Source organism: Salmonella sp. K21076 (assembly GCF_039650795.1).
Taxonomy (GTDB): domain Bacteria; phylum Pseudomonadota; class Gammaproteobacteria; order Enterobacterales; family Enterobacteriaceae; genus Salmonella; species Salmonella enterica.
Genome location: NZ_JBCLYA010000006.1, coordinates 18702 through 43357 on the forward strand (window position 1 = coordinate 18702; position 24656 = coordinate 43357).

General features: G+C 50.8%; 25 protein-coding genes and 2 pseudogenes. 14 read left to right on the forward strand and 13 right to left on the reverse strand.

All coding sequences use genetic code 11. The features are described from left to right. Positions 1-29: 29 nt before the first annotated feature. A complete protein-coding gene (locus AAYN39_RS01975; protein WP_001066440.1) occupies positions 30-371 on the reverse strand; it encodes a DUF1283 family protein in 342 nt (113 codons plus the stop codon). Between the two features lie 152 nt (positions 372-523). Between AAYN39_RS01975 and AAYN39_RS01980 the strand changes: the two genes are divergently transcribed. From AAYN39_RS01980 to AAYN39_RS02000, 5 genes and pseudogenes are all read left to right on the forward strand, one after another. Further along, the gene (locus AAYN39_RS01980) at positions 524-850 is read left to right on the forward strand and encodes a YnfA family protein (RefSeq protein WP_000921383.1); all 327 of its coding nucleotides are present in this window, start codon (positions 524-526) and stop codon (positions 848-850) included. Between the two features lie 121 nt (positions 851-971). Beyond that, entirely contained in the window at positions 972-2186 is a 1215-nt protein-coding gene (gene rspA / locus AAYN39_RS01985; RefSeq protein WP_000706283.1) for a starvation-sensing protein RspA, read from the forward strand. Positions 2187-2196: 10 nt separating this feature from the next. Then, entirely contained in the window at positions 2197-3060 is an 864-nt protein-coding gene (locus AAYN39_RS01990) for a Zn-dependent oxidoreductase (protein ID WP_000836485.1), read from the forward strand. A 53-nt stretch (positions 3061-3113) separates the two neighbouring features. Beyond that, complete coding sequence (locus AAYN39_RS01995; RefSeq protein ID WP_000192118.1) at positions 3114-4493, forward strand: MFS transporter; 1380 nt, start codon at positions 3114-3116, stop codon at positions 4491-4493. Between the two features lie 143 nt (positions 4494-4636). Beyond that, a pseudogene (locus AAYN39_RS02000) lies at positions 4637-6103 on the forward strand (mannitol dehydrogenase family protein). 66 nt (positions 6104-6169) lie between these two features. On the opposite strand, the gene ydfZ reads toward AAYN39_RS02000, so the two are convergent. The 3 genes from ydfZ to ydfG all read right to left on the reverse strand — a co-directional run bounded on the left by ydfZ (position 6170) and on the right by ydfG (position 8116). After that, positions 6170-6373 carry a putative selenium delivery protein YdfZ gene (ydfZ, locus tag AAYN39_RS02005; RefSeq protein WP_000989267.1) on the reverse strand — a complete coding sequence of 68 codons (204 nt, stop codon included), beginning with the start codon at positions 6371-6373 and terminating at the stop codon, positions 6170-6172. Between the two features lie 180 nt (positions 6374-6553). Beyond that, the gene (locus AAYN39_RS02010; RefSeq protein ID WP_000215563.1) at positions 6554-7240 is read right to left on the reverse strand and encodes a GntR family transcriptional regulator; all 687 of its coding nucleotides are present in this window, start codon (positions 7238-7240) and stop codon (positions 6554-6556) included. A gap of 129 nt (positions 7241-7369) precedes the next feature. Beyond that, on the reverse strand, positions 7370-8116 hold the full coding sequence (gene ydfG, locus AAYN39_RS02015; RefSeq protein WP_000636564.1) for a bifunctional NADP-dependent 3-hydroxy acid dehydrogenase/3-hydroxypropionate dehydrogenase YdfG: 747 nt from the start codon (positions 8114-8116) through the stop codon (positions 7370-7372). A 138-nt stretch (positions 8117-8254) separates the two neighbouring features. Between ydfG and dcp the strand changes: the two genes are divergently transcribed. Together dcp and AAYN39_RS02025 are read left to right on the forward strand one after the other, a co-directional pair. Continuing rightward, positions 8255-10297: a peptidyl-dipeptidase Dcp gene (gene dcp / locus AAYN39_RS02020; RefSeq protein ID WP_000106277.1), complete on the forward strand. Its 2043-nt coding sequence runs from the start codon at positions 8255-8257 to the stop codon at positions 10295-10297. Between the two features lie 344 nt (positions 10298-10641). Continuing rightward, entirely contained in the window at positions 10642-10824 is a 183-nt protein-coding gene (locus AAYN39_RS02025) for a general stress protein (protein WP_000807642.1), read from the forward strand. Positions 10825-10943: 119 nt separating this feature from the next. On the opposite strand, the gene AAYN39_RS02030 is transcribed toward AAYN39_RS02025, so the two are convergent. Next, positions 10944-11471 carry a 2-oxo-tetronate isomerase gene (locus AAYN39_RS02030; protein WP_001235351.1) on the reverse strand — a complete coding sequence of 176 codons (528 nt, stop codon included), beginning with the start codon at positions 11469-11471 and terminating at the stop codon, positions 10944-10946. Between the two features lie 426 nt (positions 11472-11897). Here AAYN39_RS02030 and AAYN39_RS02035 point away from each other — a divergent pair. After that, a pseudogene (locus tag AAYN39_RS02035) lies at positions 11898-12271 on the forward strand (YdeI family stress tolerance OB fold protein). 347 nt (positions 12272-12618) lie between these two features. Here AAYN39_RS02035 and mgtS read toward each other — a convergent pair. Then, complete coding sequence (mgtS, locus tag AAYN39_RS02040; RefSeq protein ID WP_000901531.1) at positions 12619-12714, reverse strand: protein MgtS; 96 nt, start codon at positions 12712-12714, stop codon at positions 12619-12621. A gap of 247 nt (positions 12715-12961) precedes the next feature. Continuing rightward, entirely contained in the window at positions 12962-14149 is a 1188-nt protein-coding gene (ydeE, locus tag AAYN39_RS02045) for an efflux MFS transporter YdeE (protein ID WP_001068053.1), read from the reverse strand. A 227-nt stretch (positions 14150-14376) separates the two neighbouring features. Here ydeE and eamA point away from each other — a divergent pair, with 227 nt between their 5' ends. Further along, positions 14377-15279, forward strand: coding sequence for an O-acetylserine/cysteine exporter (gene eamA / locus AAYN39_RS02050; protein WP_000987753.1), 903 nt, complete (start codon positions 14377-14379; stop codon positions 15277-15279). 118 nt (positions 15280-15397) lie between these two features. Here eamA and marB read toward each other — a convergent pair whose 3' ends face one another. From marB to marR, 3 genes are read right to left on the reverse strand one after another with little or no spacing between them, the layout of a single operon-like run. Beyond that, positions 15398-15613, reverse strand: coding sequence for a multiple antibiotic resistance protein MarB (marB, locus tag AAYN39_RS02055; RefSeq protein WP_000783049.1), 216 nt, complete (start codon positions 15611-15613; stop codon positions 15398-15400). Between the two features lie 28 nt (positions 15614-15641). Next, on the reverse strand, positions 15642-16025 hold the full coding sequence (gene marA / locus AAYN39_RS02060; RefSeq protein WP_000091194.1) for an MDR efflux pump AcrAB transcriptional activator MarA: 384 nt from the start codon (positions 16023-16025) through the stop codon (positions 15642-15644). 19 nt (positions 16026-16044) lie between these two features. Then, positions 16045-16479: a multiple antibiotic resistance transcriptional regulator MarR gene (gene marR, locus AAYN39_RS02065; protein ID WP_000843434.1), complete on the reverse strand. Its 435-nt coding sequence runs from the start codon at positions 16477-16479 to the stop codon at positions 16045-16047. Between the two features lie 258 nt (positions 16480-16737). Between marR and AAYN39_RS02070 the strand changes: the two genes are divergently transcribed. Further along, a complete protein-coding gene (locus AAYN39_RS02070) occupies positions 16738-17403 on the forward strand; it encodes a MarC family NAAT transporter (protein WP_000968968.1) in 666 nt (221 codons plus the stop codon). A gap of 46 nt (positions 17404-17449) precedes the next feature. Here the strand turns inward: AAYN39_RS02070 and AAYN39_RS02075 are convergent, their stop codons facing one another. Together AAYN39_RS02075 and AAYN39_RS02080 are read right to left on the reverse strand one after the other, a co-directional pair. Next, positions 17450-18640 (reverse strand): sugar transporter, encoded by a 1191-nt coding sequence (locus AAYN39_RS02075; RefSeq protein WP_000154617.1) that lies wholly within the window; start codon positions 18638-18640, stop codon positions 17450-17452. Positions 18641-18755: 115 nt separating this feature from the next. Continuing rightward, positions 18756-19628, reverse strand: coding sequence for a LysR family transcriptional regulator (locus tag AAYN39_RS02080; RefSeq protein ID WP_000366540.1), 873 nt, complete (start codon positions 19626-19628; stop codon positions 18756-18758). A gap of 102 nt (positions 19629-19730) precedes the next feature. On the opposite strand from AAYN39_RS02080, the gene sad reads away from it, so the two are divergent. From sad to AAYN39_RS02100, 4 genes are all read left to right on the forward strand, one after another. Continuing rightward, the gene (sad, locus tag AAYN39_RS02085) at positions 19731-21119 is read left to right on the forward strand and encodes a succinate-semialdehyde dehydrogenase (protein ID WP_000178404.1); all 1389 of its coding nucleotides are present in this window, start codon (positions 19731-19733) and stop codon (positions 21117-21119) included. 72 nt (positions 21120-21191) lie between these two features. Then, a complete protein-coding gene (glsB, locus tag AAYN39_RS02090; RefSeq protein WP_000090079.1) occupies positions 21192-22118 on the forward strand; it encodes a glutaminase B in 927 nt (308 codons plus the stop codon). Continuing rightward, the gene (locus AAYN39_RS02095; RefSeq protein ID WP_000992456.1) at positions 22118-22477 is read left to right on the forward strand and encodes a DUF4186 domain-containing protein; all 360 of its coding nucleotides are present in this window, start codon (positions 22118-22120) and stop codon (positions 22475-22477) included. The genes glsB and AAYN39_RS02095 overlap by 1 nt, the downstream gene beginning before the upstream one ends. A 255-nt stretch (positions 22478-22732) precedes the next feature. Further along, positions 22733-23647, forward strand: a complete 915-nt coding sequence (locus AAYN39_RS02100; RefSeq protein WP_001670736.1) for a bestrophin family protein — start codon at positions 22733-22735, stop codon at positions 23645-23647. 55 nt (positions 23648-23702) lie between these two features. Here AAYN39_RS02100 and AAYN39_RS02105 read toward each other — a convergent pair whose 3' ends face one another. Continuing rightward, entirely contained in the window at positions 23703-24245 is a 543-nt protein-coding gene (locus AAYN39_RS02105) for a nuclear transport factor 2 family protein (RefSeq protein ID WP_000513114.1), read from the reverse strand. Between the last annotated feature and the right edge of the window lie 411 nt (positions 24246-24656).

Consider the following 24656-nt stretch of genomic DNA (forward strand, 5'->3'; position numbering starts at 1 on the left):
TCCTTACACTTCCTTTTAGTTATCCTGCATCAGGGCGTAATAACGCGACCTGTACGACGATCCAGACACCGCAGAGTATTGGGTTCCCAATAGGCGTTGATGTTGGCGCTTTGCTCGCATTTATCGCGGTTATCAAAGGCGGCATCGGCTTTGTCCCACTCTTTTTCTGCGCGGGTATTCACTTTCTGACGCAGACTGCGAGTGTCGTTCCATTGTTCCTTTTCCATCGCCGCTTCCTGACGACTTTGTGCGCTATCTCCCGATTCAATCACCAGTTTACTGGTTTCAGCGAATGCGGAAGTAGTATATACAACGGCCGCCAACGTAAGCATTGCCGTCAGGCAAAGGCGTTTGCTCAGCGTATTGTTCATCACAACATCCTTTCATTAGAGGGGAAAAAGCGGTAAACCACCTGTAAATTCTACACCAATCCTTATGCCTGGCATATACACAAGAATGGCCGGATAACCGTAACGATATTCTGTTGTATTATCACTTATCATTTCGTAACCAAATGAATCTCATGCTAAAGACGACTCTGCTTTTCTTTGTCACCGCCCTCTGTGAAATCATTGGATGTTTTCTTCCCTGGCTATGGATTAAGCGCGGCGCCAGCGTGTGGTGGCTTCTGCCCGCTGCCGCGTCACTCGCGTTATTCGTCTGGCTTTTGACCTTGCATCCGGCGGCGAGTGGGCGGGTTTATGCGGCTTACGGTGGGGTATATGTCTGTACTGCGCTCCTGTGGTTACGTGTTGTCGATGGCGTCCGGCTCACGGTTTATGACTGGAGCGGCGCGCTGATCGCGCTGTGTGGAATGCTGATTATCGTCGTTGGATGGGGGCGTACGTAACATTGCCGCGCTGCCAGAACATTTTGTGATCTGGCAGCGCTTTTTAGATAAATATACTTGTATGGTAGTAGCTCAGTTGGGTAAATTTCCTGCATCCCATAATGCGATGTAAGGAATAAAAATGAAGATTGTAGGGGCTGAAGTTTTTGTTACGTGTCCAGGGCGTAACTTCGTCACCTTAAAAATAACCACGGAAGACGGGATCACCGGTCTGGGGGATGCCACCCTGAACGGACGCGAGCTCTCGGTGGCCTCGTACCTTACCGATCATCTGTGTCCACAACTCATCGGGCGGGATGCTCACCGCATCGAAGATATCTGGCAGTTCTTCTACAAAGGTGCGTACTGGCGCCGTGGTCCTGTCACCATGTCCGCCATTTCCGCAGTTGATATGGCGCTATGGGATATTAAAGCCAAAGCCGCCAATATGCCGTTGTATCAGTTACTCGGCGGCGCTTCTCGTGAAGGCGTCATGGTGTATTGCCATACTACAGGCCACACCATCGACGATGTGCTGGAAGACTACGCGCGTCATAAAGAGCAAGGGTTCAAAGCAATCCGCGTGCAGTGCGGCGTTCCGGGGATGAAAACCACCTACGGCATGGCGAAAGGTAAGGGACTGGCCTATGAGCCCGCGACAAAAGGCCAGTGGCCGGAAGAACAATTGTGGTCAACGGAAAAGTATCTCGATTTTACGCCAAAGCTGTTTGACGCCGTGCGTAATACGTTCGGGTTTAATGAACATCTTCTGCACGATATGCATCACCGACTGACGCCTATTGAGGCTGCCCGCTTTGGCAAATGTATTGAAGACTATCGTTTGTTCTGGATGGAAGACCCGACGCCGGCTGAAAATCAGGAGTGCTTCCGCCTGATCCGCCAGCATACGGTTACGCCGATTGCCGTAGGCGAAGTCTTTAACAGTATCTGGGATTGCAAACAGCTCATTGAAGAGCAATTGATTGACTATATCCGCACCACGATTACCCATGCCGGTGGTATTACCGGGATGCGCCGCATTGCCGATTTTGCCTCGCTCTACCAGGTGCGTACCGGTTCGCATGGGCCGTCCGATCTGTCGCCGGTTTGTATGGCCGCGGCATTACATTTTGACCTGTGGGTGCCTAACTTTGGCGTGCAGGAGTTTATGGGCTACTCCGAACAGATGCTGGAGGTTTTCCCGCATAACTGGACGTTCGAGGGCGGCTATATGCATCCGGGCGACAAGCCAGGACTGGGCATTGAGTTTAATGAAAAACTGGCGGCGAAATATCCGTACGATCCAGCCTATTTGCCGGTGGCCCGTCTTGAAGACGGCACACTGTGGAACTGGTAAGGAGCGAAAAATGAAAAGCATCGTAATCGAAAAACCGAATACATTAACCATCGAAACGCGCGCGCTTCTGCAGCCAGCATCTGGCGAAGTTCGTATTAAAGTGAAACTGGCGGGTATCTGCGGTTCCGACAGCCATATTTATCGGGGACATAATCCCTTTGCAAAATATCCCCGTGTCATAGGCCATGAATTTTTCGGTGTCATCGACGCGGTAGGCGACAACGTCAATCGCGACCGGATAGGAGAACGGGTATCCGTCGATCCGGTGATCAGTTGCGGGCATTGTTACCCTTGTTCAGTCGGTAAACCCAATGTGTGTACCTCGCTGGTGGTGCTGGGCGTGCATCGTGACGGCGGTTTCAGCGAGTATGCGGTGGCGCCGGCCCGTAATGCTCATCGCATACCGGACAACATCGCAGACCATCATGCCGTCATGGTTGAGCCGTTTACCATTGCGGCAAATGTGACGGGGCAGGTGAATCCGACCGAGCAGGACGTGGCGCTTATCTATGGCGCAGGCCCGATGGGACTGACGACCGTACAGGCGTTGAAGGGGGTTTATCAGGTTAAAACGGTCATAGTCGTTGATCGCATTGAAGAATCGCCTGCGGCACGCATTGTCCTGATGGGATTTTCCAGCGACCCGTGTGAGATTGTACAGCAGGGTATTACCGGAAAAGAGCTGGCTATTTATTCATCGCGTCTTAATGCCAATAAATTCCCGGTCGTGATTGACTGGCTGAATAAAGGGCTTATTGATCCGGATAAGCTGATAACGCATACATTTGATTATCAACATGTCACCGACGCGATTGAGCTTTTCGAGAAAGACCAGCGTCAATGCTGCAAAGTCTTACTCACGTTTGCGAAATAATATAAATACTTGCGAGTAAGTGGTACGCATCTTACCTCTTAGAGATTGCCTATATGACACAAATAAAGCATGAACGATCGACTCAGGATTTAGTGCGCGCTGCCGTATCTGGCTGGTTAGGCACCGCGCTTGAATTTATGGATTTTCAGTTATATTCACTAGGCGCGGCTCTGGTCTTCCATGAGATATTTTTCCCGGAACAGTCTGCCGCGATGGCGCTTATTCTGGCAATGGGCACCTATGGTGCAGGTTATATAGCCAGAATTATCGGCGCCTTTGTTTTTGGTAAAATGGGCGACCGCATCGGACGAAAAAAAGTATTGTTTATTACTATCACCATGATGGGGATCTGCACCACGCTGATTGGCGTACTGCCGACGTATGCGCAAATCGGCATTTTTGCGCCAGTATTACTGGTAACATTGCGAATTATACAGGGGCTGGGCGCCGGGGCGGAAATTTCCGGCGCGGGTACCATGCTGGCCGAGTATGCGCCGAAAGGAAAGCGTGGCATCATTTCCTCGCTGGTCGCGATGGGCACCAATTGCGGTACGTTGAGCGCGACGGCGATCTGGGCGGTGATGTTCTTTGCGCTTGAACGCGAACAACTGATCGCCTGGGGATGGCGTATTCCTTTCCTGGCGAGCGTCGTTGTTATGATATTCGCGATCTGGCTGCGAATGAATCTGAAAGAAAGTCCGGTATTCGAAAAAGTAAGCGAAGGCGAAAAATCGCCAGCGTTAACGCCTGCGTCAGAAAATACATTGGGCGCGATGTTTACCAGCAAATCTTTCTGGCTGGCCACCGGTTTACGTTTTGGGCAGGCGGGGAATTCCGGGCTTATTCAAACTTTCCTTGCCGGATATTTAGTTCAGACGTTATTATTTAACAAATCTATCCCAACCGATGCGTTAATGATAAGTTCCGTAATTGGTTTTATCACTATCCCACTCTTGGGGTGGTTGTCCGATAAATACGGTCGTCGGCTACCGTATATAATATTGAATATCTCCGCGATTATTCTCGCCTGGCCGATGTTGTCTATTGTGGTAGATAAAACGTATAGCCCTGGCGTAATTATGGCGGCGCTCATTGTTATTCATAACTTTGCCGTGCTGGGATTATTTGCGCTGGAAAACATCACCATGGCGGAAATTTTCGGATCGCGTAATCGCTTCACCCGGATGGCGATTTCAAAAGAGGCAGGAGGCCTGGTGGCGGTTGGCTTTGGCCCCGTCCTCGCAGGGATCTTTTGTAACATGACCGATTCCTGGCTGCCCATCTTAATTATGCTGGTGCTCTACTCGTGTATTGGTCTGATTTCTGCGCTGTTGATGCCGGAGGTCAGAGATCGCGACCTGAGTTTGCCTGAGGATGCGGCGGAAGCGACAGCGGCAGAGAAGTTACGCCACTCCGCAACCCAGACGAGTTAAATCGTGTCGACGGTATGGCCGGAACGTTAATGCGGTTTCGGCCATGCTGTCCGGTCACTTTTGTTTAATTAGCGTAAATCCAAATGCACCAGGGCAGGCGTTACTCTGCGACTGTTCCGCTTTCAGAATATAGAGGTTATAAAATGCAAAACAGGCTTTTATCGGCAAAGGCGACGCTTCCTGATTACGATCGCGCGGCGCTGGCGGCGCGGATGGTCCATCTCGGTTTTGGCGCGTTTCATCGCGCGCATCAGGGGGTTTATACAGATATTCTGGCTGCGGAGCAGCATAGCGACTGGGGCTATTATGAGGTTAATCTTATTGGCGGCGAACAGCAGATTGCCGATCTAAAGCAGCAGGATAACCTCTATACCGTGGCGGAGATGTCGGCGGATGCCTGGACGGCGCGTGTGGTGGGCGTCGTCAAAGCGGCGTTGCATGTTCAGGTTGATGGTCTGGAACGTGTGCTGGCGGCGATGTGCGAACCGCAAATAGCGATTGTGTCTCTGACCATTACCGAGAAAGGGTATTGTCATTCGCCAGCCACGGGTCAACTTCTGCTGGAACATCCCATGATTGCCGCCGACCTGCAAAATCCGCATCAACCGCTAACGGCACCGGGTATTATTGTCGAAGCGTTAGCGCGTCGTAAAGCCGCAGGCTTACCGGCATTTACCGTGATGTCCTGAGACAACATGCCGGAAAATGGGCATGTGACGCGTCAGGTTGTGACGGCTTACGCCCGGGAGGTGGATGCGGAACTGGCGATATGGATCGAGCAAAACGTGACATTTCCGTCAACCATGGTTGATCGGATTGTCCCTGCGGTCACGCCGGAGACGCTGGATAAAATCGAACAACTGACCGGCGTGCGCGATCCGGCGGGCGTTGCCTGTGAACCGTTTCGTCAGTGGGTGATAGAAGATACGTTTGTGGCGGGGCGTCCGCAGTGGGAAAACGCGGGCGCGACGTTGGTCGCCGACGTGGTTCCGTTTGAAGAGATGAAACTGCGAATGCTTAACGGCAGTCATTCATTCCTGGCTTATCTGGGGTATCTTGCCGGCTATCAGCATATTAATGACTGTATGGATGACGACAACTATCGTCTGACCGCGCAGGCGTTAATGTTACGCGAGCAGGCGCCAACGCTGAAAGTCCAGGGGGTAGATTTACAGCGTTATGCCGATCAGTTGATTGCGCGTTACCGTAATCCGGCGCTGCGTCATCATACCTGGCAGATTGCGATGGATGGCAGCCAGAAACTTCCGCAGCGTATGCTGGACTCCGTTCGCTGGCATCTTGCTAATCATAGCGATTTTGATTTGCTGGCGCTGGGCGTGGCGGGGTGGATGCGTTACGTTGGCGGCGTGGATGAGCAGGGTAAGGCGATCGACGTCAGCGATCCGCTATTGCCGGTTATTCAGCGCGCCGTGGCAAACAGTGAAGAAGGCGCCAGTCGTGTTAAGGCGCTGCTGGGAATGGCTGAAATTTTCGGCAACGATTTGCCGCAGGCGGCGCGGTTTACGCAAAAAGTGCAAGAAGCCTATGACAGTTTACTGACATATGGCGCGAAAGCGAGCGTGGCGAAATATGCCGAGCGCTTGAAATAGCGTAACAGAGACCCGGTAGCATTATGCTACCGGGAAGGCCGGAGCGGTTCTTAGCGGCCAGTGGTATCAGTTCATGCCAAGACGAATCAGTTCGACTGGCGCGAATTTACCTTCACAACCTTCGACAATCACCGTTTTGCCGCGGCGAATTTGACCTGCATCCAGACCTTCGCTCTCAATGGCTTTGATAATCCCGGTATGGCCCGTGCCGCTTATCATGACCCGGCTACCGGTGGTGATTGCGTTACGGTTACGATCGTATGTCATCATGGTGTTTTCTCCTTTCAAACTTACTGCCAAAGCCCGCAGGTTTCCCCGCATGACGGGCGACATATAAATACGCTTATCGTTGCGGATTTTTTTTGTTTTTGATCAAGCTCACGGCTTTTTAGGCGGGAATGTGCAGGGCGAGAAAGCGGAGAAGGCGTCTCACCCCGACGTTAAAGGGGGTTACTCTTCGCTAAACCAGCCGCTGTTTTCCTGACGGATAAGCTGAACGGATTCGCTAATTTCCTGCAAATGCTGGGTCATTGCGCTCTCAACCGCATTGCCGTCACGATTTTCCAGCGCGGAGAAAATATCATGGTGCTGGCGCAGCAACATCTCCGGCGGAGAAACATGATCCAGACTCATATAGCGAACCCGGTCAATTGTCGCTTTGATATTTTCAATGGTATCCCACGCTAACTGGCAATCGGCGATCTGCGCCAGTTTTTGGTGGAAATCGTCATCAAGCTGGAAAAAATCATCAATCTGTTTGCGCTCGATGGCAATATGTTGCAGGTGCAGGTTTTGCGCCAGTTGATAGCACTGGTTGTCGGTGATCATCGCCGCCGCACGGCGGACCACCGCGCATTCGATCGCCTGCCGAACAAAGCAGCCATTCTGTACCTGAGAAAGCGAAATCTTATTCACATAACTACCGCGCTGAGGGCGGATCTGAATCAACCCATTTTCCGCCAGCTTTATAAAAGCCTCGCGCACCGGCTGACGCGAAACGTTAAAACGGGTTGAGACCTCTTTTTCTGATAGCGGCGTGCCAGGCGGGATAAGACAATGCACGATATCACGCCGAAGAATACGGTAAATTTGCTGGTTGACAGGCTGTGTAGGGTTAAGCTGCGTTTCGACGGTCATTCATTCTTACTTTTTAGGCGGTTGACCCGGATACTCTACCACTTTTCCGTGGCGGTCTATACCGATCATGTTTCTGGTTGCAGATACGTTTGCCAGGGATTACCCGGCCCGCAGACCGGGTATACCCCCTTAGCTACGGTGGACGCTGAGCCCTGCGAAGGATTGGGTAACAGGCATCATTTCAACGGTATTAATATTCACATGCGCGGGGAGTGTGGCCACCCACCATACCGCTTCGGTAATGTCTTCTGGCGTGAGCGCGGTGGTATTTTCGTAGGTTTTACCCGCTTTCTCATCGTCGCCTTTGAAACGGACGCTGGAAAACTCGGTGCCGCCAACCAGACCCGGTTCAATGTCGGTCACGCGAACCGCCGTGCCGTGTAAATCCGTGCGCAAATTCAGGCTAAACTGGCGCACAAAGGCTTTCGTCGCGCCATAGACGTTGCCACCAGCATAAGGCCAACTGCCGGCGGTTGAACCGATGTTAATGATATGACCGCGATTACGTTCGACCATTCCTGGCAGCACGGCGCGGGTCATATAAATTAAGCCTTTATTATTAGTATCGATCATAGTTTCCCAGTCTTCTACGCTGGCTTTATGCGCCGGTTCAAGACCCAGCGCCAGACCGGCGTTATTGACCAGCACATCAATATCGCGCCACTGCGCAGGCAGAGAGGCCATCATCTCTTCGATGGCCGCGCGGTTGCGCACGTCCAGTTGGGCGGTCAATACGTTCTCGCCAAGCTCATCTTTTAACGCTTGCAGGCGTTCATGACGACGTCCCGTGGCAATGACTTTATGTCCATTCTCAACAAAACGGCGTGCAATGCACTCGCCAAACCCTGCGGTTGCTCCAGTTACTAAAACGATCATCACACAGTTCCTCAACGCTTTTTGTGTTGTATTACCATAGCACGCGGCGTTTATGAAAGGGTAATCCTGGTTAACACGGTTGCGGTCAGCATAGGGGGAAGCTTACTCTTATGATCAACCTATTTTCAGGAGTGAAAAATGTCGACGAATCCTTTGTTAGACCAGAGTATGTTGCCTTATCAGGCACCGCGTTTTGATCGGATCAAAGATTGCCATTATCGTCCTGCTTTTGATGAGGGCGTGCGGCAAAAACGCGTGGAAATCGAGGCCATCGTCAATCATCCGGCGGCCCCTGATTTTACGAATACGCTTCTGGCGCTGGAGCAAAGCGGGGCGCTTCTGTCACGCGTCACCAGCGTTTTTTTCGCGATGACGGCTGCGCACACTAACGATGAACTCCAGCGGTTGGATGAGGCCTTTTCTGCCGAGCTGGCGGCGCTCTCCAACGATATTTATCTGAATAGCGCGTTATTCGCTCGCGTGGATGCCGTCTGGCAACAGCGTCACTCACTGGGGCTGGATGATGAGTCGCTACGGTTGGTCGATGTTATCCATCAGCGTTTTGTGTTGGCAGGCGCGCAGCTTGCCGAAGAGGATAAAGCGCGACTGAAAGTATTGAATACTGAATCCGCGACCTTAATGAGTCAGTTTAATCAGCGTCTGCTGGCGGCAAGTAAAGCGGGCGGGCTGGCGGTAGATGACGCGCATTGTCTGGAAGGATTAAGCCCGGAAGAAATGACCGTCGCTGCTGAAGCGGCGCGTGAAAAAGGCCTGGAGGAGCGCTGGTTCATTCCGCTCCTTAATACGACGCAACAGCCTGCGCTTGCTACGCTGCGCGATCGCCAGACTCGCGAAAATTTATTCGCAGCGTCATGGACTCGGGCGGAAAAAGGAGATGCCCACGATACCCGCGCTATCGTTCAGCGTCTGGTAGAGATTCGCCGCTGTCAGGCAAAACTGCTGGGTTTCCCCAATTATGCCGCATGGAAAATGGCCGATCAGATGGCGAAAACGCCGCAAGCCGCACTGAGCTTTATGCGTGGCATTGTGCCGCCAGCGCGTCAGCGGGTACTCAATGAACAGGCGGAAATTCAGAACGTCATTGATGGTGAGCAGGGCGGCTACACCGTTCAGGCCTGGGACTGGATGTTCTATGCCGAACAGGTACGGCGGGAAAAATATGCGTTAGATGAAGCGCAACTGAAGCCCTATTTTGCCTTAAATACGGTGTTGCAAGAGGGGGTTTTCTGGACCGCCAACCAGCTATTCGGCATCACCTTCGTCGAGCGTTTTGACATTCCGGTGTACCACCCTGATGTTCGGGTGTGGGAGATTTTCGACTCCGATGGTGTCGGCATGGCGTTATTTTATGGCGACTTCTTCGCGCGGGACTCGAAAAGCGGCGGCGCGTGGATGGGGAATTTTGTCGAGCAATCCACACTCAATGAAACCCGGCCCGTTATATACAATGTATGTAACTATCAGAAACCGGTTGATGGGCAGCCTGCATTGCTGCTTTGGGACGACGTTATTACGCTCTTCCATGAGTTTGGTCATACGTTACATGGTTTGTTTGCCGTTCAGCGCTATGCCACGCTTTCAGGTACCAATACGCCCCGCGACTTTGTCGAGTTTCCCTCCCAGATTAATGAGCATTGGGCGAGCCATCCACGTGTGTTCGAACGCTACGCGCGTCATGTCGACAGCGGTGAAAAAATGCCTGCTGATTTACAGGAAAGAATGCGCAAGGCGAGTTTATTTAATAAAGGTTACGATATGACTGAATTGTTCGGCGCCGCATTGCTGGATATGCGCTGGCATATGCTGGAGGAGAGCGTAGCAGAGCAGTCTGTCGCTGAGTTCGAGCAGCAGGCGCTGGCCGCCGAGCATCTTGATTTACCGGCAGTGCCGCCCCGCTATCGCAGCAGTTATTTTGCCCATATCTTCGGCGGCGGCTACGCAGCGGGATACTACGCCTACCTGTGGACGCAAATGTTAGCGGATGACGGTTATCAATGGTTTGTAGAGCAGGGCGGCCTGACGCGTGAAAACGGGCAGCGTTTTCGTGATGCTATCCTTTCCCGGGGGAATAGTACTGATTTAGAAACGCTTTATTCAGCCTGGCGTGGACATGAACCGCATATTGACACCATATTGCAATATCGTGGGCTCGATCACTAAGCTGATACGGTTGTTCGGCACTGTCGAACAACCGCCTGAAAATGAATCCTGCACTTCTGATGACAGCCAGTTAAATTTATGGGGTTAAGTTGTCTGAATATAACGAGGGCGTGCATTCGGATTTTTCTACTTATTTTCCCGTGGTGGCTTGATTGCCAAAGATTTATTACCGCTTCGCTGTTGATGTTTTCAAAAAATATATTTTCCGCCATGTGGTGGTATTATGTAAATAATGCAGAAATGAATTTAACACTGCGCACAGGGCGACTAGATTTAGAACTGTATCACATGATATGAGAAGACATATCATATTTAAAACGCAACATCATCATGAGGATTATATTATGGCAGAACATCGCGGCGGTTCCGGTAATTTTGCAGAAGATAAAGAGAAAGCCTCAGAAGCAGGTCGTAAAGGCGGCCAGCATAGCGGTGGGAACTTTAAAAACGACCCACAACGTGCATCTGAAGCGGGTAAAAAAGGTGGCCAGAATAGCCACAGTGGCGGACGGAAATCCGGCAATTAATTTTACTGCTGATATTTCATAAATATATTCTGAAATATTGCACATACGATGCGGGCCATAGGCTCGCATTTTTTTATTCTGACCGGGAGTTATTCTGACCGGTCAGATGAAATTATTGTTTATGCTTTCTTCGTTAACAGAAAAAGCAATTCAGCGAGGGCGAAGCGTACGCATTTTTCCAATACTTCCTGACAATCTCCGTTGAAATGTTGTCGGCTTGTAAAAGTTGTATTGTTAATATTCCAGGCAAACCAAACTGTGCCCGCCGGCGTGCCATCTTCGCCGCCTTCCGGACCGCCATAGCCGCTGATCGCTATGCTGATATTGACCTCAGCCTGATCCTTAGCGCCCTGTGCCATTTCAGTAACAACCGCTTCGCTGACGGCGGTATGTTCGGCAAGACTGTGGCGTTGTACGCGTAAGATTTTTGCTTTGGCTTCATCAGTAAAGGTGACATACCCCACACCGTAAAATGAGGGCGTATCTTCTGCTGCGCACAATGCTGACGCCAGTTTCCCGCCAGGGCAGGATTCTGCACTGGTCAGACGGAGTTTCTGGTTAACCAGTAAATCACCAAGTTTTTTTGTCAGGCTATCGACGGATTCGGCTTCATCAAGGGTGACAATATCGTGCTGTTCTAATCTCATCGTTTATTTTTCCGTTACAGAGACAAATGAAATCTGTTCGTTCTTCTCAAGTATGGCATATTTATTTTATGACATTGTCAGTGAATGATTATTTTATCCAGTTACCAACAAACCCGCTGTTGCATAACTTGCTTACTTTCTTACGGCGATGACTGTCATTGATTATGTGGAAGGCCATTATCCTCAAAAAATAAAGCCGATTATTCTGAATTGCTATCCAGACGTTGATGCATATGACTTCAGCTATGTGGCAAGTTAACTATTACGCCGTTACGCTTTCGCGCTCACTGGCGCTGATATCGGTTGCATATTAATCCGGATGGGTTGATTTTATTGCTTAATATTCTGCGGGTAAATTCATGTTTGTAAAAACTAAAAATAGCGGCCAGACTTAATACGTCAAATAGACGTTATTAAGGAGAGAGCATGAAACTACAGGTGGCTGCATTTTTAAGTTTTCTGATAATGCCTTACGCGCTAGCGGAAGATCAGGGGGGATTAAAAAAAGACGTGGCACCGCCGCCGCCTCATGCTATTGAGGATGGTTATCGCGGTACGGATGATGCAGAAAAAATGACCATCGAACAGGCAAAAACCCTGCATGATGGCGCGACCGTTTCGCTGCGCGGCAACCTTATTGATCATAAAGGCGACGATCGCTATGTATTTCGTGATAAGTCCGGCGAGATTAACGTGATAATTCCTTCCGCCGTATTTGATGGGCGGGAAGTTCAGCCGGATCAAATCTGGACAAGAAAGCGAAGGAACCGCTTGTCCGCGTGAACCGATTGCAAAAATAACGCGCGCTAACCGGCAATATCCAGGTCAGCCATACGGGGCATGCGGCTGGCCTGATACTATGGGTCTTGTAAAAGCGCCCTGGGGACAAAAGGTCCCATAATGTCTTATTCAGGTCTGGTTGCGTATCGTTTAAGCTTCATTGATATTGACGGTGCTACAGTCGTTAGCGATCCGTTATCCTCGCAAGAATTTGCCCGGTAGCGTATAAGCAAAACACAAATCTATCCATGCAAGCATTTACCGCTGGTGAACCGGCGGTTTTTTTTTGCCTGCCATCCAGACAAAAGCGGCCCCTTGCGCAACGATGCAGCAAGGGGCCGGCTCTGCGAGGGATTATCTCCGTTCATTAATCATCCCATTTGTGACTGAACCAGGCGGCCAGAAATCCGGAAAATAAAATAATTCCTAATACAACGATAAAAAGGTTAATACTACCTAACATCTCGTTTCTCCTTATTTTAGCGTGCATCCTCTTTTTTAAAAAACCTCGTACAAACTATAGTACTAATTTATACTTAAGCAAAGTCTGAATTGCGTATTTATTTTACTGGAAGGGTAAAGCATTAGAATATTTTCGTCAGCGCCCAGGAATATTCCTGAATTACCGCAGTTACAGCAGATAATTAGCCTGCAATATATAGGGTTAACCCAGTGCGCCAGAAACAGCGCACATGACTGGCTGCAGATAATTAACAGGTGATAGCCTGTTGCGTAGGGGTAATCCGCATTCCTTTTAACATCAGTGCCCAGGCGAACACAATGGCGATTATCAGGACAACGAAAAGCGACCAGGCGGGAAGCGTCGTCAGGATGACGCCGCTGGCCAGCGGGTTTACCGCCGCACCCAGCCAGCCCAGCGATTGCGCTGAAAAATAGCTGGCTTTCATCCCGGCAGGCGCAATGTTGTCAATTAACATATATTCGCCGGGGGCATAAATAATTTCGCCAATCGTGAATACTGCCGCTGAAAGCCCCCAAAAAAACAGATTGTCGCCTGAAAAAATAAATCCGATGAGCCCGGCGATAAAAAAGACGGTGCCGGTCGTCATCATTGGTCGAATATTGACGGCGGTAAGTCGACGGCCCACGGCGTATTGCAAACTGACCACAATAACCGCATTAACCGGCAGGACGACGGCTACCACTTTTTCCGCGAAGCCGCTATCGGCAACGACCATAACGTACTGTGAAATACAGGACGCAAAGGCAACCCCCACAAAGGAGGCCAGAAATGCCGAAAGCGTAAACCACAATAATGCTTTGTCGCGCAGCAGAACGGAGGGAGACCAGATAGCGGCATTTTTCCCCTCGCTGGCGGCAACCGAACGTGTCACCCATACCTGAATAAAGACCAGCGGAAATGCGGAACAGATAGCGGCAAGCCAGAAGGGTAAATTGATGCTTTGCATCACCAGCAGCGTGCCGAGCGGCGGGCCAACCGTCCAGCCGATATTGAGTACGGTATAGTTGAGCGAAAAAATCCGTGTTTTTGTTGTCGCGGTGAGGTTATCGGCGAACCAGGCCTTCAGGACGGTAGAAAAAACCGAATAGGCGCAGTTAATAAGCGCAAAAAGCAGGACAACCAGTACGACATTATGCACCATTGGGATGGCGATAAATCCGCAGGCGAAGGCGATAATCGCGAGTAACATGTAGCGCTTTTTATCAAACTTGTCCGCCAGAATCCCAAAGCCAAGACTAAAGATGACGCCGATCGTTAACGCGCTGGTCAGCGCGTAGCCAATCAGATCCACGCCTAAACCGTACTGACGGTTAAGATAGATGGTCATAAAGGGGAGCGTGGCGCCGCGTCCAATTGTCAATAACAGCGATGAGGCGAGTAGAGCCAACGTCGAACGTCTCAATCCTGGATTCATTTTTCCTGCCTGAAATGGAGGTTACGTATCGGGACGTTTTAATCTACCGTGCCCGCAAAAGCATGATGTCTGTACGCTATAGCGTAGTCTTAACATACCATAACGCAGGATTTTGCCCATCGTGTGTTGTTCAATGCCATGCTCACGGTAAAAAGAAAAGTCCTGTTATGGCGCACTGATTTCCGATAACTTACCTTTTTACAAAATTTTAATAATGACAGGGGCCGATGATGTCGCGTAAAGACGGTTTTTTGGCGTTACTGGTGGTTGTCGTATGGGGGCTCAATTTTGTTGTCATCAAAGTAGGCCTGCACCATATGCCGCCATTATTGCTGGCAGGATTAAGGTTTTTACTGGTGGCGTTTCCGGCAATTTTCTTTGTCGCCCGGCCTAAAGTCCCGCTTACGCTGTTGCTGGGCTATGGGCTGACGATAAGCTTTGGGCAGTTCGCCTTTCTCTTTTGCGCGATAAAGTTTGGTATGCCCGCAGGACTGGCGTCGTTGGTATTACAGGCGCAGGCCTTTTTTACCATGGCATTGGGGGCGTTTGTTTTTAGTGAGCGGTTACAACGTAAGCAGTTAGCGGGGATCGCCCTGGCGATTATAGGTGTACTGGTATTGATTGAAGCCAGTCTCAACGGACAGCATATAGCGATGTCGGGATTTATGCTGACACTGGCGGCGGCATTTAGCTGGGCCTGCGGCAATATCTTTAATAAAAAAATTATGCAACATAGTCCGCGCCCGGCGGTGATGTCGCTGGTGGTCTGGAGCGCGCTGATCCCGATCCTGCCGTTCCTGCTGTCATCGCTGCTACTGGAGGGGGCGGATCACATTACGCAAAGCCTTATTACCATCGATATGACGACGATATTGTCGCTGCTTTATCTGGCTTTTGTCGCCACTATACTTGGCTACGGCATCTGGGGCACGTTACTGGGGCGCTATGAGACCTGGCGCGTGGCGCCGTTATCATTGCTGGTGCCGGTAGTCGGGCTGGCGAGCGCCGCGGTGTTACTCGGGGAAACGTTGACCGGGATGCAGCTTGCGGGCGCAGTACTGATTATGGCTGGACTCTATATCAATGTGTTTGGATTTCGTGTGCGCCGTACTGCGCGCGTCAGGGGATGAGGCATTATGTTACTAAGAAGACAAACGCTAATTTCAGACCATGCCGCGGGGTAATAGCGGCGGACTTGTCATAGCCAGACGGTACTAAAAAAATGCCCCGCAAAACGGGGCAAAGAGGTTAAAGGTGTTGGTCGTTATAATAGGGCACGCCTAATTCATCTGACTTATCGCTGTTCACGCTCACGGGGTGAAGGTCATTTGGCGGATCGCCCACACAGGGCAGAAGCATCACATCGCGGCTATTTTGCGCCACAGGTAACAAAGTTTGTTCTGCAATGCCATATCCGGAGGCGATAAGTAACAGACCCGGCAGGGCGGGAAACAGCATTTTCATGGTGCTCTTCGCGTGGCGCATAAACAAACTAGTAGTTGCCATGGTTCAGCGGCAGCATATACCGTGATTCGCCATGCATATTGGTGATCCGGTATTTGTGTGGCGGCACATCAAAATAGTTTTTGAACGTCCGGGTCAATGTTTGCTGTGACTCAAAGCCATAGCGTTCCGCCAGATAGAGAATGGGCTCGTTGCTCTCTTTTAATTTTTGCGCGATTTCCGTCATCTTACGGCTGCGGATGTATTGACCTAATGAATGACCGGTCTCTTTTTTAAACATCCGTTGCAGGTGCCATTTGGAATATCCTGAACGCTCAGACACTTTTTCCAGTGAGAGCGGCGACTCCAGGTTATCCTCGATCCAGTCCAAAATGCTATGAATAGTAATAGCGTCAGTGTTGCGTCTGGACATCGTCATACCTCTTTTTTGTCTACGGCAGAATTTTCTTGAGCAAATACTCAAGCGTTGCCACTTCGTCCGCCGTTAAGTTTTTTGTTAATTCCTGATGCAGGTCTTGCCCTGGTCGTTGATGACATTGCTCACAAATTGCCGCGCCGTCCGGCGTTAGCTTCACCAGTACGCCGCGTTTGTCATTAGGATTCGGCAGTCTTTCGATCCAGCCTTTGCACAGCAGGCGGTCGAGCATCCGCGTCAATGCGCCGAGATCGACAGACAGCACTTTTTTAAGTTCAACCGGGGTAATACATCCCGCGCAGCGTATCGAGCACAGCACTTTAAACTGTGTTGCGGTGATATCCAGCGGGGATAAATAGTTATTTAACAGGCGATCTTTTTTTTGATTTACCATGTAGATCAAGCGACCCAGCGGAATGATTTCATTGAACAGATCACTGGTGCTTTTCAAAATGGTTGCCCCGGCAAGTAATTAATTTTGTCAGATACTATTGCCCAGGCAAGTATAAGTCAACTAAATGAATTGGCCGATGCCACGATTTGCTAAAAGGCGTCCGGGGTATTGTGCTGTGATAACTTGTAACTAATTGATAATTACAGGTTATAGGTTGTAAAAAATATTGACTTGCACACTGGCGAAATGGCGCGCCTGGGCAATTTCACTTTATACTTCCGGTTCATGAAACGCTGATGGGTAAGAGATAGTATTATGATGGATTTGTTTAAAGCGATTGGATTGGGGCTGGTCGTACTGCTCCCGTTAGCCAATCCGCTAACCACCGTGGCGCTGTTTCTTGGCCTTGCGGGCAATATGAATAGTGCGGAACGCAACCGGCAGTCCTATATGGCTTCGGTTTATGTCTTCGCTATTATGATGGTGGCGTACTATGCCGGGCAGTTAGTTATGAACACCTTCGGTATTTCGATTCCAGGGCTACGGATCGCCGGGGGGTTAATCGTGGCGTTTATCGGCTTCAGAATGCTTTTCCCGCAGCAGAAGGCGCATGAGTCGCCGGAAGCGAAAAGCAAATCGGAGGAGCTGGCAGACGAACCGACGGCCAATATTGCGTTTGTTCCACTGGCTATGCCAAGCACCGCAGGACCGGGGACCATCGCAATGATCATCAGTTCCGCTTCCACGGTGCGTCATGGCGGCGAGTTTCCCGACTGGGTCATTATGGTCGCGCCGCCGATTATTTTTCTTGCCGTGGCGGTGATCCTGTGGGGATGCTTACGCAGTTCTGGCGCTATTATGCGGCTGGTGGGTAAAGGGGGGATTGAAGCGATCTCCCGCTTAATGGGATTCCTGCTGGTGTGTATGGGCGTGCAATTTATTATCAACGGCGTGTTGGAAATTATTAAAACGTACCACTAAGGCGCATTGTCGTCTGCCGGAAACCTGTTCCCGGCAGACGAATGTCTTAATGCGGTTGTTCTTCCAGCGTCACTGGCCATTTGCGGAATATGAGCACAGCCCATACCAGCGCGGCACAGGCGGGTATGGCGCCAATATAGCCGATGGCCGACATTGACCAGTGCAAACTCACCTGATTGCCTACCAGCGCGCCAGCGCCAATACCAATATTAAAGATGCCTGAAAATAGCGCCATTGCGACATCGGTCGCGTCCGGGGCCAGCGCCAGTACTTTCACCTGCATACCAAGCCCTATCACCATAATCGCGATGCCCCAGAAAATGCTCAGTATGGCCAGATGCGCTTCGCTATCCGCCGCAGGCAGCAGCAGAAGCAGACAGACAACCAGCAGGGCAATAGCGATACTGACGAGCGACGAGGCATGACGATTACCCAGTTTACCAAACACAAGGCTGCCGATGATCCCGGCGCCGCCGAGGATCAGTAACAGGACGGTAGCAAAATTCGCACTGAGCCCGGCGACATTCTGAACGAACGGTTCAATATAGCTATAAGCTGTGTAATGCGCAGTCACCACAACGACGGTTAGTACATAGAGGCTCATTAGCGCCGGGCGCCGGAATAGCAAAGGTAAACTTTTTAGTGAGCCGGAATGCTCGCTCGGCAATTTCGGTAGAAGCTTAATCAGACATAGCAGCGTAATTAATGCGCCCATGCCGATGGCAAAAAAGGTGGTGCGCCAGCCAAAATACTGACCAACAACGCGACCTATCGGCAGCCCAAGCACCATGGCCAACGCGGTGCCGGTCGCTATCAGACTTAATGCCTGCGCGCGTTTCCCGGCAGGGGCCAGGCGGATCGCCAGCGAGGCGGTTATCGACCAGAAAATAGCGTGGGCGAAAGCGATACCAATACGGCTAATGACCAGCACGGTAAAGTTCCATGCCAGAAAGGAGAGCACATGGCTGGCAATAAACAAAACAAACAGACAAATGAGTAGCTTACGGCGCTCCATTTGACTGGTAAGAAGCATAAAAGGCAGCGACATAACGGCAACTACCCAGGCGTAAATGGTTAGCATGATGCCGACCTGCGCGGTTTGCATATGAAAGCTTTCAGCAATGTCTGATAGCAAACCAACCGGCACAAATTCTGTGGTATTGAAAATAAAAGCGGCAATAGCAAGCGTAACTACCCGTAGCCACGCGACCTTGCGGGAAACTGGATTGATTGTCATAAAAATATTTCGGGTTAGTTGCGAGAAGGTGAGACCGCGATCTTAAAACGTTTACTGGCGAAAAGACAATCATTTTGTGACCTGCTTCTCATTTACTTCGCAGGCCGTTTCGTCTTCAGTCGGCGCTCGCCAGTTGGGCGTTAAGTAACTCGATAAAGGCCTCAAGTTGACGCGTCATCGCCCCGCGTCGCCACATTAGCCAGGTGCTAAGCCAGCGCCACTTCTCCGCCAACGGCCAGGCTTCCACCTGATGATGTCCTGGCATACTGTTGAGCATACTTGCTGGCATCAGCGCAATACCTGCGCCGGCAATTACGCACGCCAACATTCCATGATATGACTCCATTTCGTGAATCGTACCGGGGGTCGCGCCATCGGCATGAAACCAGCTTTCGAAATGCCGTCGGTAAGAACAGTTGGCGCGAAAAGCATAGATGTTATAACCATTCACCTCGCTGGCCCGCGAAACGACGGAATGGCCGTGTGGCGCGACGATCATCATCTCTTCCTGGTAAGCCGGTATACCTTCCAGCCCCGGATGCATTAGCGGGCCATCAATAAAGGCGGCGTTCAGCTTTCCTTCGAGCACGCCATCCAGCATGGCGCCGGAAGGACCGGTCGTTAACGCGAACTGAATTTTAGGGTAACGCTGGTTATAACCCGCCAGCAGCGCGGGGATACGTACGGCGGCAGTACTTTCTAACGCGCCGAGTGAAAACAGTCCTTGCGGTTCCTCTCCGGCAACCACCATACGGGCTTCATCAACCAGCGCCAGGATCTGCTGGCTGTAACGTAAAAAGTTATGCCCGGCTGGTGACAGCCTGAGTCGCTGGTTTTCGCGAATAAACAGAGAGACGCCCAGGTCGGCTTCAAGCTGGCGGATACGCGTGGTCAGATTGGACGGAACGCGGTGCACTTTTGCCGCCGCCTGCGTAATGCTGCCCGTCAGAGCGACAGCGTTAAACATTTCCAGTTGCGTCAGGTCCATGGTTTTCTCAATTCGTGAATAGTCTGGTTAATATTATTCATTTTTCAGAAAGGGTAAAGGGCGTCATGATGGTACAACTCCCCTGATAACGAGAGAAAGAACATGACCATGATGACTGCAACACAGGCGTTATCCGTTAATCCTGCGACCGGCCAGACGCTGGCGGCAATGCCCTGGGCTAACGCGCAAGAGATTGAACATGCGCTGAGTCTGGCGGCGAGCGGTTTCAAAAAGTGGAAAATGACATCGGTAGCGCAACGGGCGCAAACATTACGCGATATTGGTCAGGCGCTTCGCGCTCATGCAGAAGAGATGGCGCAATGTATTACGCGTGAAATGGGTAAGCCTATAAAGCAGGCGCGTGCGGAAGTGACGAAATCCGCTGCGTTATGCGACTGGTATGCGGAACATGGTCCGGCAATGCTGAATCCTGAGCCTACGCTGGTAGAAAATCAGCAGGCGGTGATTGAATACCGTCCGCTGGGCGTCATTCTGGCGATAATGCCGTGGAATTTTCCTTTATGGCAGGTGTTACGCGGGGCAGTGCCGATACTGTTGGCGGGGAATAGCTACTTGTTAAAACATGCGCCCAATGTCACGGGTTGCGCGCAGATGATAGCCCGAATCTTGACGGAAGCCGGTACTCCCGCTGGCGTCTATGGATGGGTGAATGCCAATAATGAGGGCGTGAGTCAGATGATTAACGATCCGCGAATCGCGGCGGTGACGGTGACCGGTAGCGTGCGCGCCGGCGCGGCGATTGGCGCTCAGGCTGGGGCGGCGCTGAAAAAGTGCGTACTGGAACTGGGTGGCTCGGATCCGTTTATTGTACTCAATGATGCCGATCTCGAGCTGGCGGTAAAAGCCGCGGTTGCCGGACGCTATCAAAACACCGGACAAGTCTGCGCCGCCGCCAAACGTTTTATTGTCGAAGAGGGCATTGCGCAGGCGTTTAACGATCGTTTTGTGGCGGCTGCCGCAGCATTAAAGATGGGGGATCCTCTGGTTGAAGAGAATGATCTGGGGCCGATGGCGCGCTTTGATTTGCGTGATGAACTCCATCAACAGGTGCAGGCTTCCGTCGCCGAAGGCGCACGGCTACTGTTGGGCGGCGAGAAAATCGCCGGGGAGGGCAACTATTATGCCGCGACCGTTCTGGCGGATGTCACTCCTGACATGACGGCATTTCGTCAGGAGCTTTTTGGGCCTGTTGCCGCCATTACCGTTGCAAAAGATGCGGAGCACGCCCTCGCGCTGGCGAATGACAGTGAGTTTGGCCTGTCGGCGACGATCTTTACCGCCGACGATACGCTGGCCGCGGAGATGGCGGCGCGTCTTGAGTGCGGTGGGGTATTCATTAATGGGTACAGCGCCAGCGATGCGCGTGTGGCATTCGGCGGGGTGAAGAAAAGCGGCTTCGGTCGCGAGCTTTCGCACTTTGGTTTACACGAATTTTGTAATGTGCAGACCGTCTGGAAGAACCGCGTCTAATCGCCCTGACGTCGCGTGGCGCCCTCTGCTATACTCGCAGGCCTTTTCAGACCTGCGAGCAAGGAGCATGTTGTGGCCAGGGCCATGGATAATGCAATTTTAGAAACGATTTTACAGCGCGTTCGCCCCCTCATTGGCCAGGGCAAAGTAGCTGACTATATTCCGGCATTAGCGTCCGTCGAGGGTTCAAAGCTGGGAATAGCGATTTGTACCGTGGACGGGCAGCATTATCAGGCGGGCGATGCGCACGAACGCTTCTCTATTCAGTCTATTTCGAAAGTGCTCAGTCTGGTGATGGCGATGCGTCATTATCCGGAAGAGGAGATCTGGCAGCGTGTCGGAAAAGATCCTTCCGGCTCGCCGTTCAATTCGTTGGTTCAGTTAGAGATGGAACAAGGCATCCCGCGTAATCCATTTATTAATGCGGGCGCGCTGGTGGTATGCGACATGTTGCAAGGGCGGCTTAGCGCGCCGCGTCAGCGGATGCTGGAAGTTGCGCGCGCGCTTTGCGGCGTATCGGATATTACATATGACGCTACGGTCGCGCGCTCTGAATTTGAGCATTCCGCCCGTAACGCCGCTATTGCCTGGCTGATGAAATCATTCGGTAATTTTCATCATGATGTGCCTACCGTGTTGCAAAATTACTTCCACTACTGTGCGTTGAAAATGAGCTGCATGGAACTGGCGAGGACGTTTGTCTTTCTGGCGAATCAGGGCGAGGCGTTTCATCTCGACGAGCCGGTAGTTACCCCCATGCAGGCCCGGCAGATTAATGCGCTAATGGCGACCAGCGGTATGTATCAGAATGCCGGCGAGTTTGCCTGGCGGGTGGGATTGCCCGCTAAATCCGGCGTGGGCGGCGGTATTGTCGCCATTGTGCCGCATGAAATGGCGATTGCCGTCTGGAGTCCGGAGCTGGATCCTGCGGGAAACTCTCTGGCAGGTATCGCCGCGCTTGAACAATTAACACAAACGTTAGGACGTTTGGTATACTGATGAATGCGCTTGAACCGCTCTTTGCCCGCCTGGCGCGATCGACATTTCGTTCGCGCTTTCGTCTCGGGATAAAAGAAAGACAATATTGCTGGGATAAAGGCGCGGAGGTGATTGATAAACACGCCGCCGATTTTATCGCCCAGCGACTGGTGCCAGCTCACCCGGCGAATGATGGTAAGCAAACGCCGATGCGGGGCCATCCGGTATTTATCGCGCAACATGCGACGGCAACCTGCTGTCGCGGGTGCCTGGCGAAGTGGCACCAGATTCCTCAGGGAGAACCGCTGAGTAAAGCGCAGCAACAGTATATTGTCAGCGTTATTCATTACTGGCTGGTCATACAAATGAATCAGCGGTAGGGTAGCGCGTCGTTGCTGACGCTTTCCCCGATAAATCACCCTATACCACTGATAGCAGCCGTTGACCGTCATATATCTCATGTGCTGAAATGTCTTTTTAGTTACAACATACATTTGGTTGTTTTTTTCCAACGCCTGTCAGCACCATGCAAAAAAATGTTCTACAGAGCAGGGAATCCGTGTATCACCAGAAGCTTGCAACCTTGATCTGGATCACGTTTAATGACAGTGCTTTTTCACCTGCTGAAGATAATCATGATCGTTAGACCACAACAGCACTGGATTCGCCTGATATTTGTCTGGCATGGTTCCGTGTTATCTAAAATCTTTTCACGACTGCTCCTTAACTTTCTTCTTTCTATCGCCGTTATTATCATGCTGCCCTGGTACACAATGCTGGGTATTAAGTTTACCCTTGCGCCGTTTAGCATACTGGGCGTCGCTATCGCCATTTTTCTTGGGTTTCGCAATAATGCCTGTTATGCGCGTTACGTCGAAGCCCGACATTTGTGGGGGCAGTTGATGATCGCTTCACGCTCAATACTGCGAGAGGTGAAAACAACCTTGCCTGATGAACGCGGTATCGAGGATTTTGTTCGGTTACAAATCGCTTTTGCCCACTGTTTGCGTATGACATTGCGTCGACAGCCTCAAACGCAAGTTCTGGGAAACTATCTTGACCAGGAGGCGTTACAGAAAGTTGTCGCTTCCCATTCCCCCGCTAACCGTATCTTATTGCTGATGGGAGAGTGGCTGGCGATTCGCCGCCGCAGCGGAAAGCTTTCCGATATTTTATTTCATAGCCTCAACAACCGCTTAAATGATATGTCGTCAGTGTTGGCCGGCTGTGAGCGCATCGCCAACACGCCGGTGCCTTTTGCCTATACGTTAATTTTGCATCGTACGGTTTATCTTTTCTGCATTATGTTGCCATTTGCACTGGTGGTTGATCTGCACTATATGACGCCGTTTATTTCGGTGCTGATTTCTTATACGTTTATCGCGCTGGATGCGTTAGCGGAAGAGTTGGAAGATCCGTTCGGTACTGAAAATAATGATTTACCGCTGGATGCGATATGCAATGCGATAGAAATCGATTTACTGCAAATGAATGATGAAAGGGATATTCCGGCAAAACGGATACCGGATAAGCGCTATCAACTGACCTGAGTTCGTCTTAACTGGCGCAGAATGTTCATCTGCGCCATAACCTGAAAAGCAAAGCTTAATAGCCTTCTCCAACGCCGGTTTTGGCTGGACCGGAGTAGTGGACATGAACGATTCGCCATCCTGTGTTTGGTATCTTCGCCCATACCTGGCTTTCGCGGCCTGTCGTGTGTTGAGTCTGCCCATTATCACGGCGTACCGCGGTAAAATGCCAGTCGAACTCTGCAACGGCGGCATTGCCATACACATGAATAGCCGGGGGAGCGTCCAGTTTTAACGTGCGTTTGCTGAACGTTTTACCCATAGTGGTGCCATAAAAATTTTCAGCGATCTGCGACCATCCGCGTTCGTGACCGCGTGGATGAATAAAACTGGTTTCCGGTGAAACATAAAAAAGCTGCTTGCCTAACGTTGGGTCTGCCTTATCTATTGAATAAAGGTAACGGTTAATGCTTTCTGTAATTTCTTGTTTAACGGTCGACGTAGCTTCATTTTGTGCGGCGGTTGGCGTTGCCGCTGATGCCGATGACGCCATCAGAGTTAACGTTATCGCGGCGGCTGAAAAAAATAGTGACGTTTTTTGCATAATAGTTATACCCATATGGTCTGTTTTTGAGACGCTTTATCTTTCCTGTTACGTTCACCTTTATACTAAAGGAGCATGGCTCTCGAACAATAAAAAACATCCTTCTATAAAACTACCCCGAAAAGGGAGTAGTGCAATTAAGAATATCGTATTTGTTTGTAACGGCATGACTCAAAATATCAACATTTAGAGTTTCAGTATTGTTGTTGTCCCTTGACTTACTTTTATGTTTATTACCACTGGTAAATAGTTAATCTTATGAATAGTGATACACAAATGACCGTTTGCGCTATGTGATAATTAACCATAGTAAAAATACGCGAAGCGAAGAAGTGCTATTTCAGTAGTACTGATATTTTCATAACGCTAATTTAAAAATAAATGTAAACGTAACAAATTATACACAAAAATAAGAAGGGCTGTGGC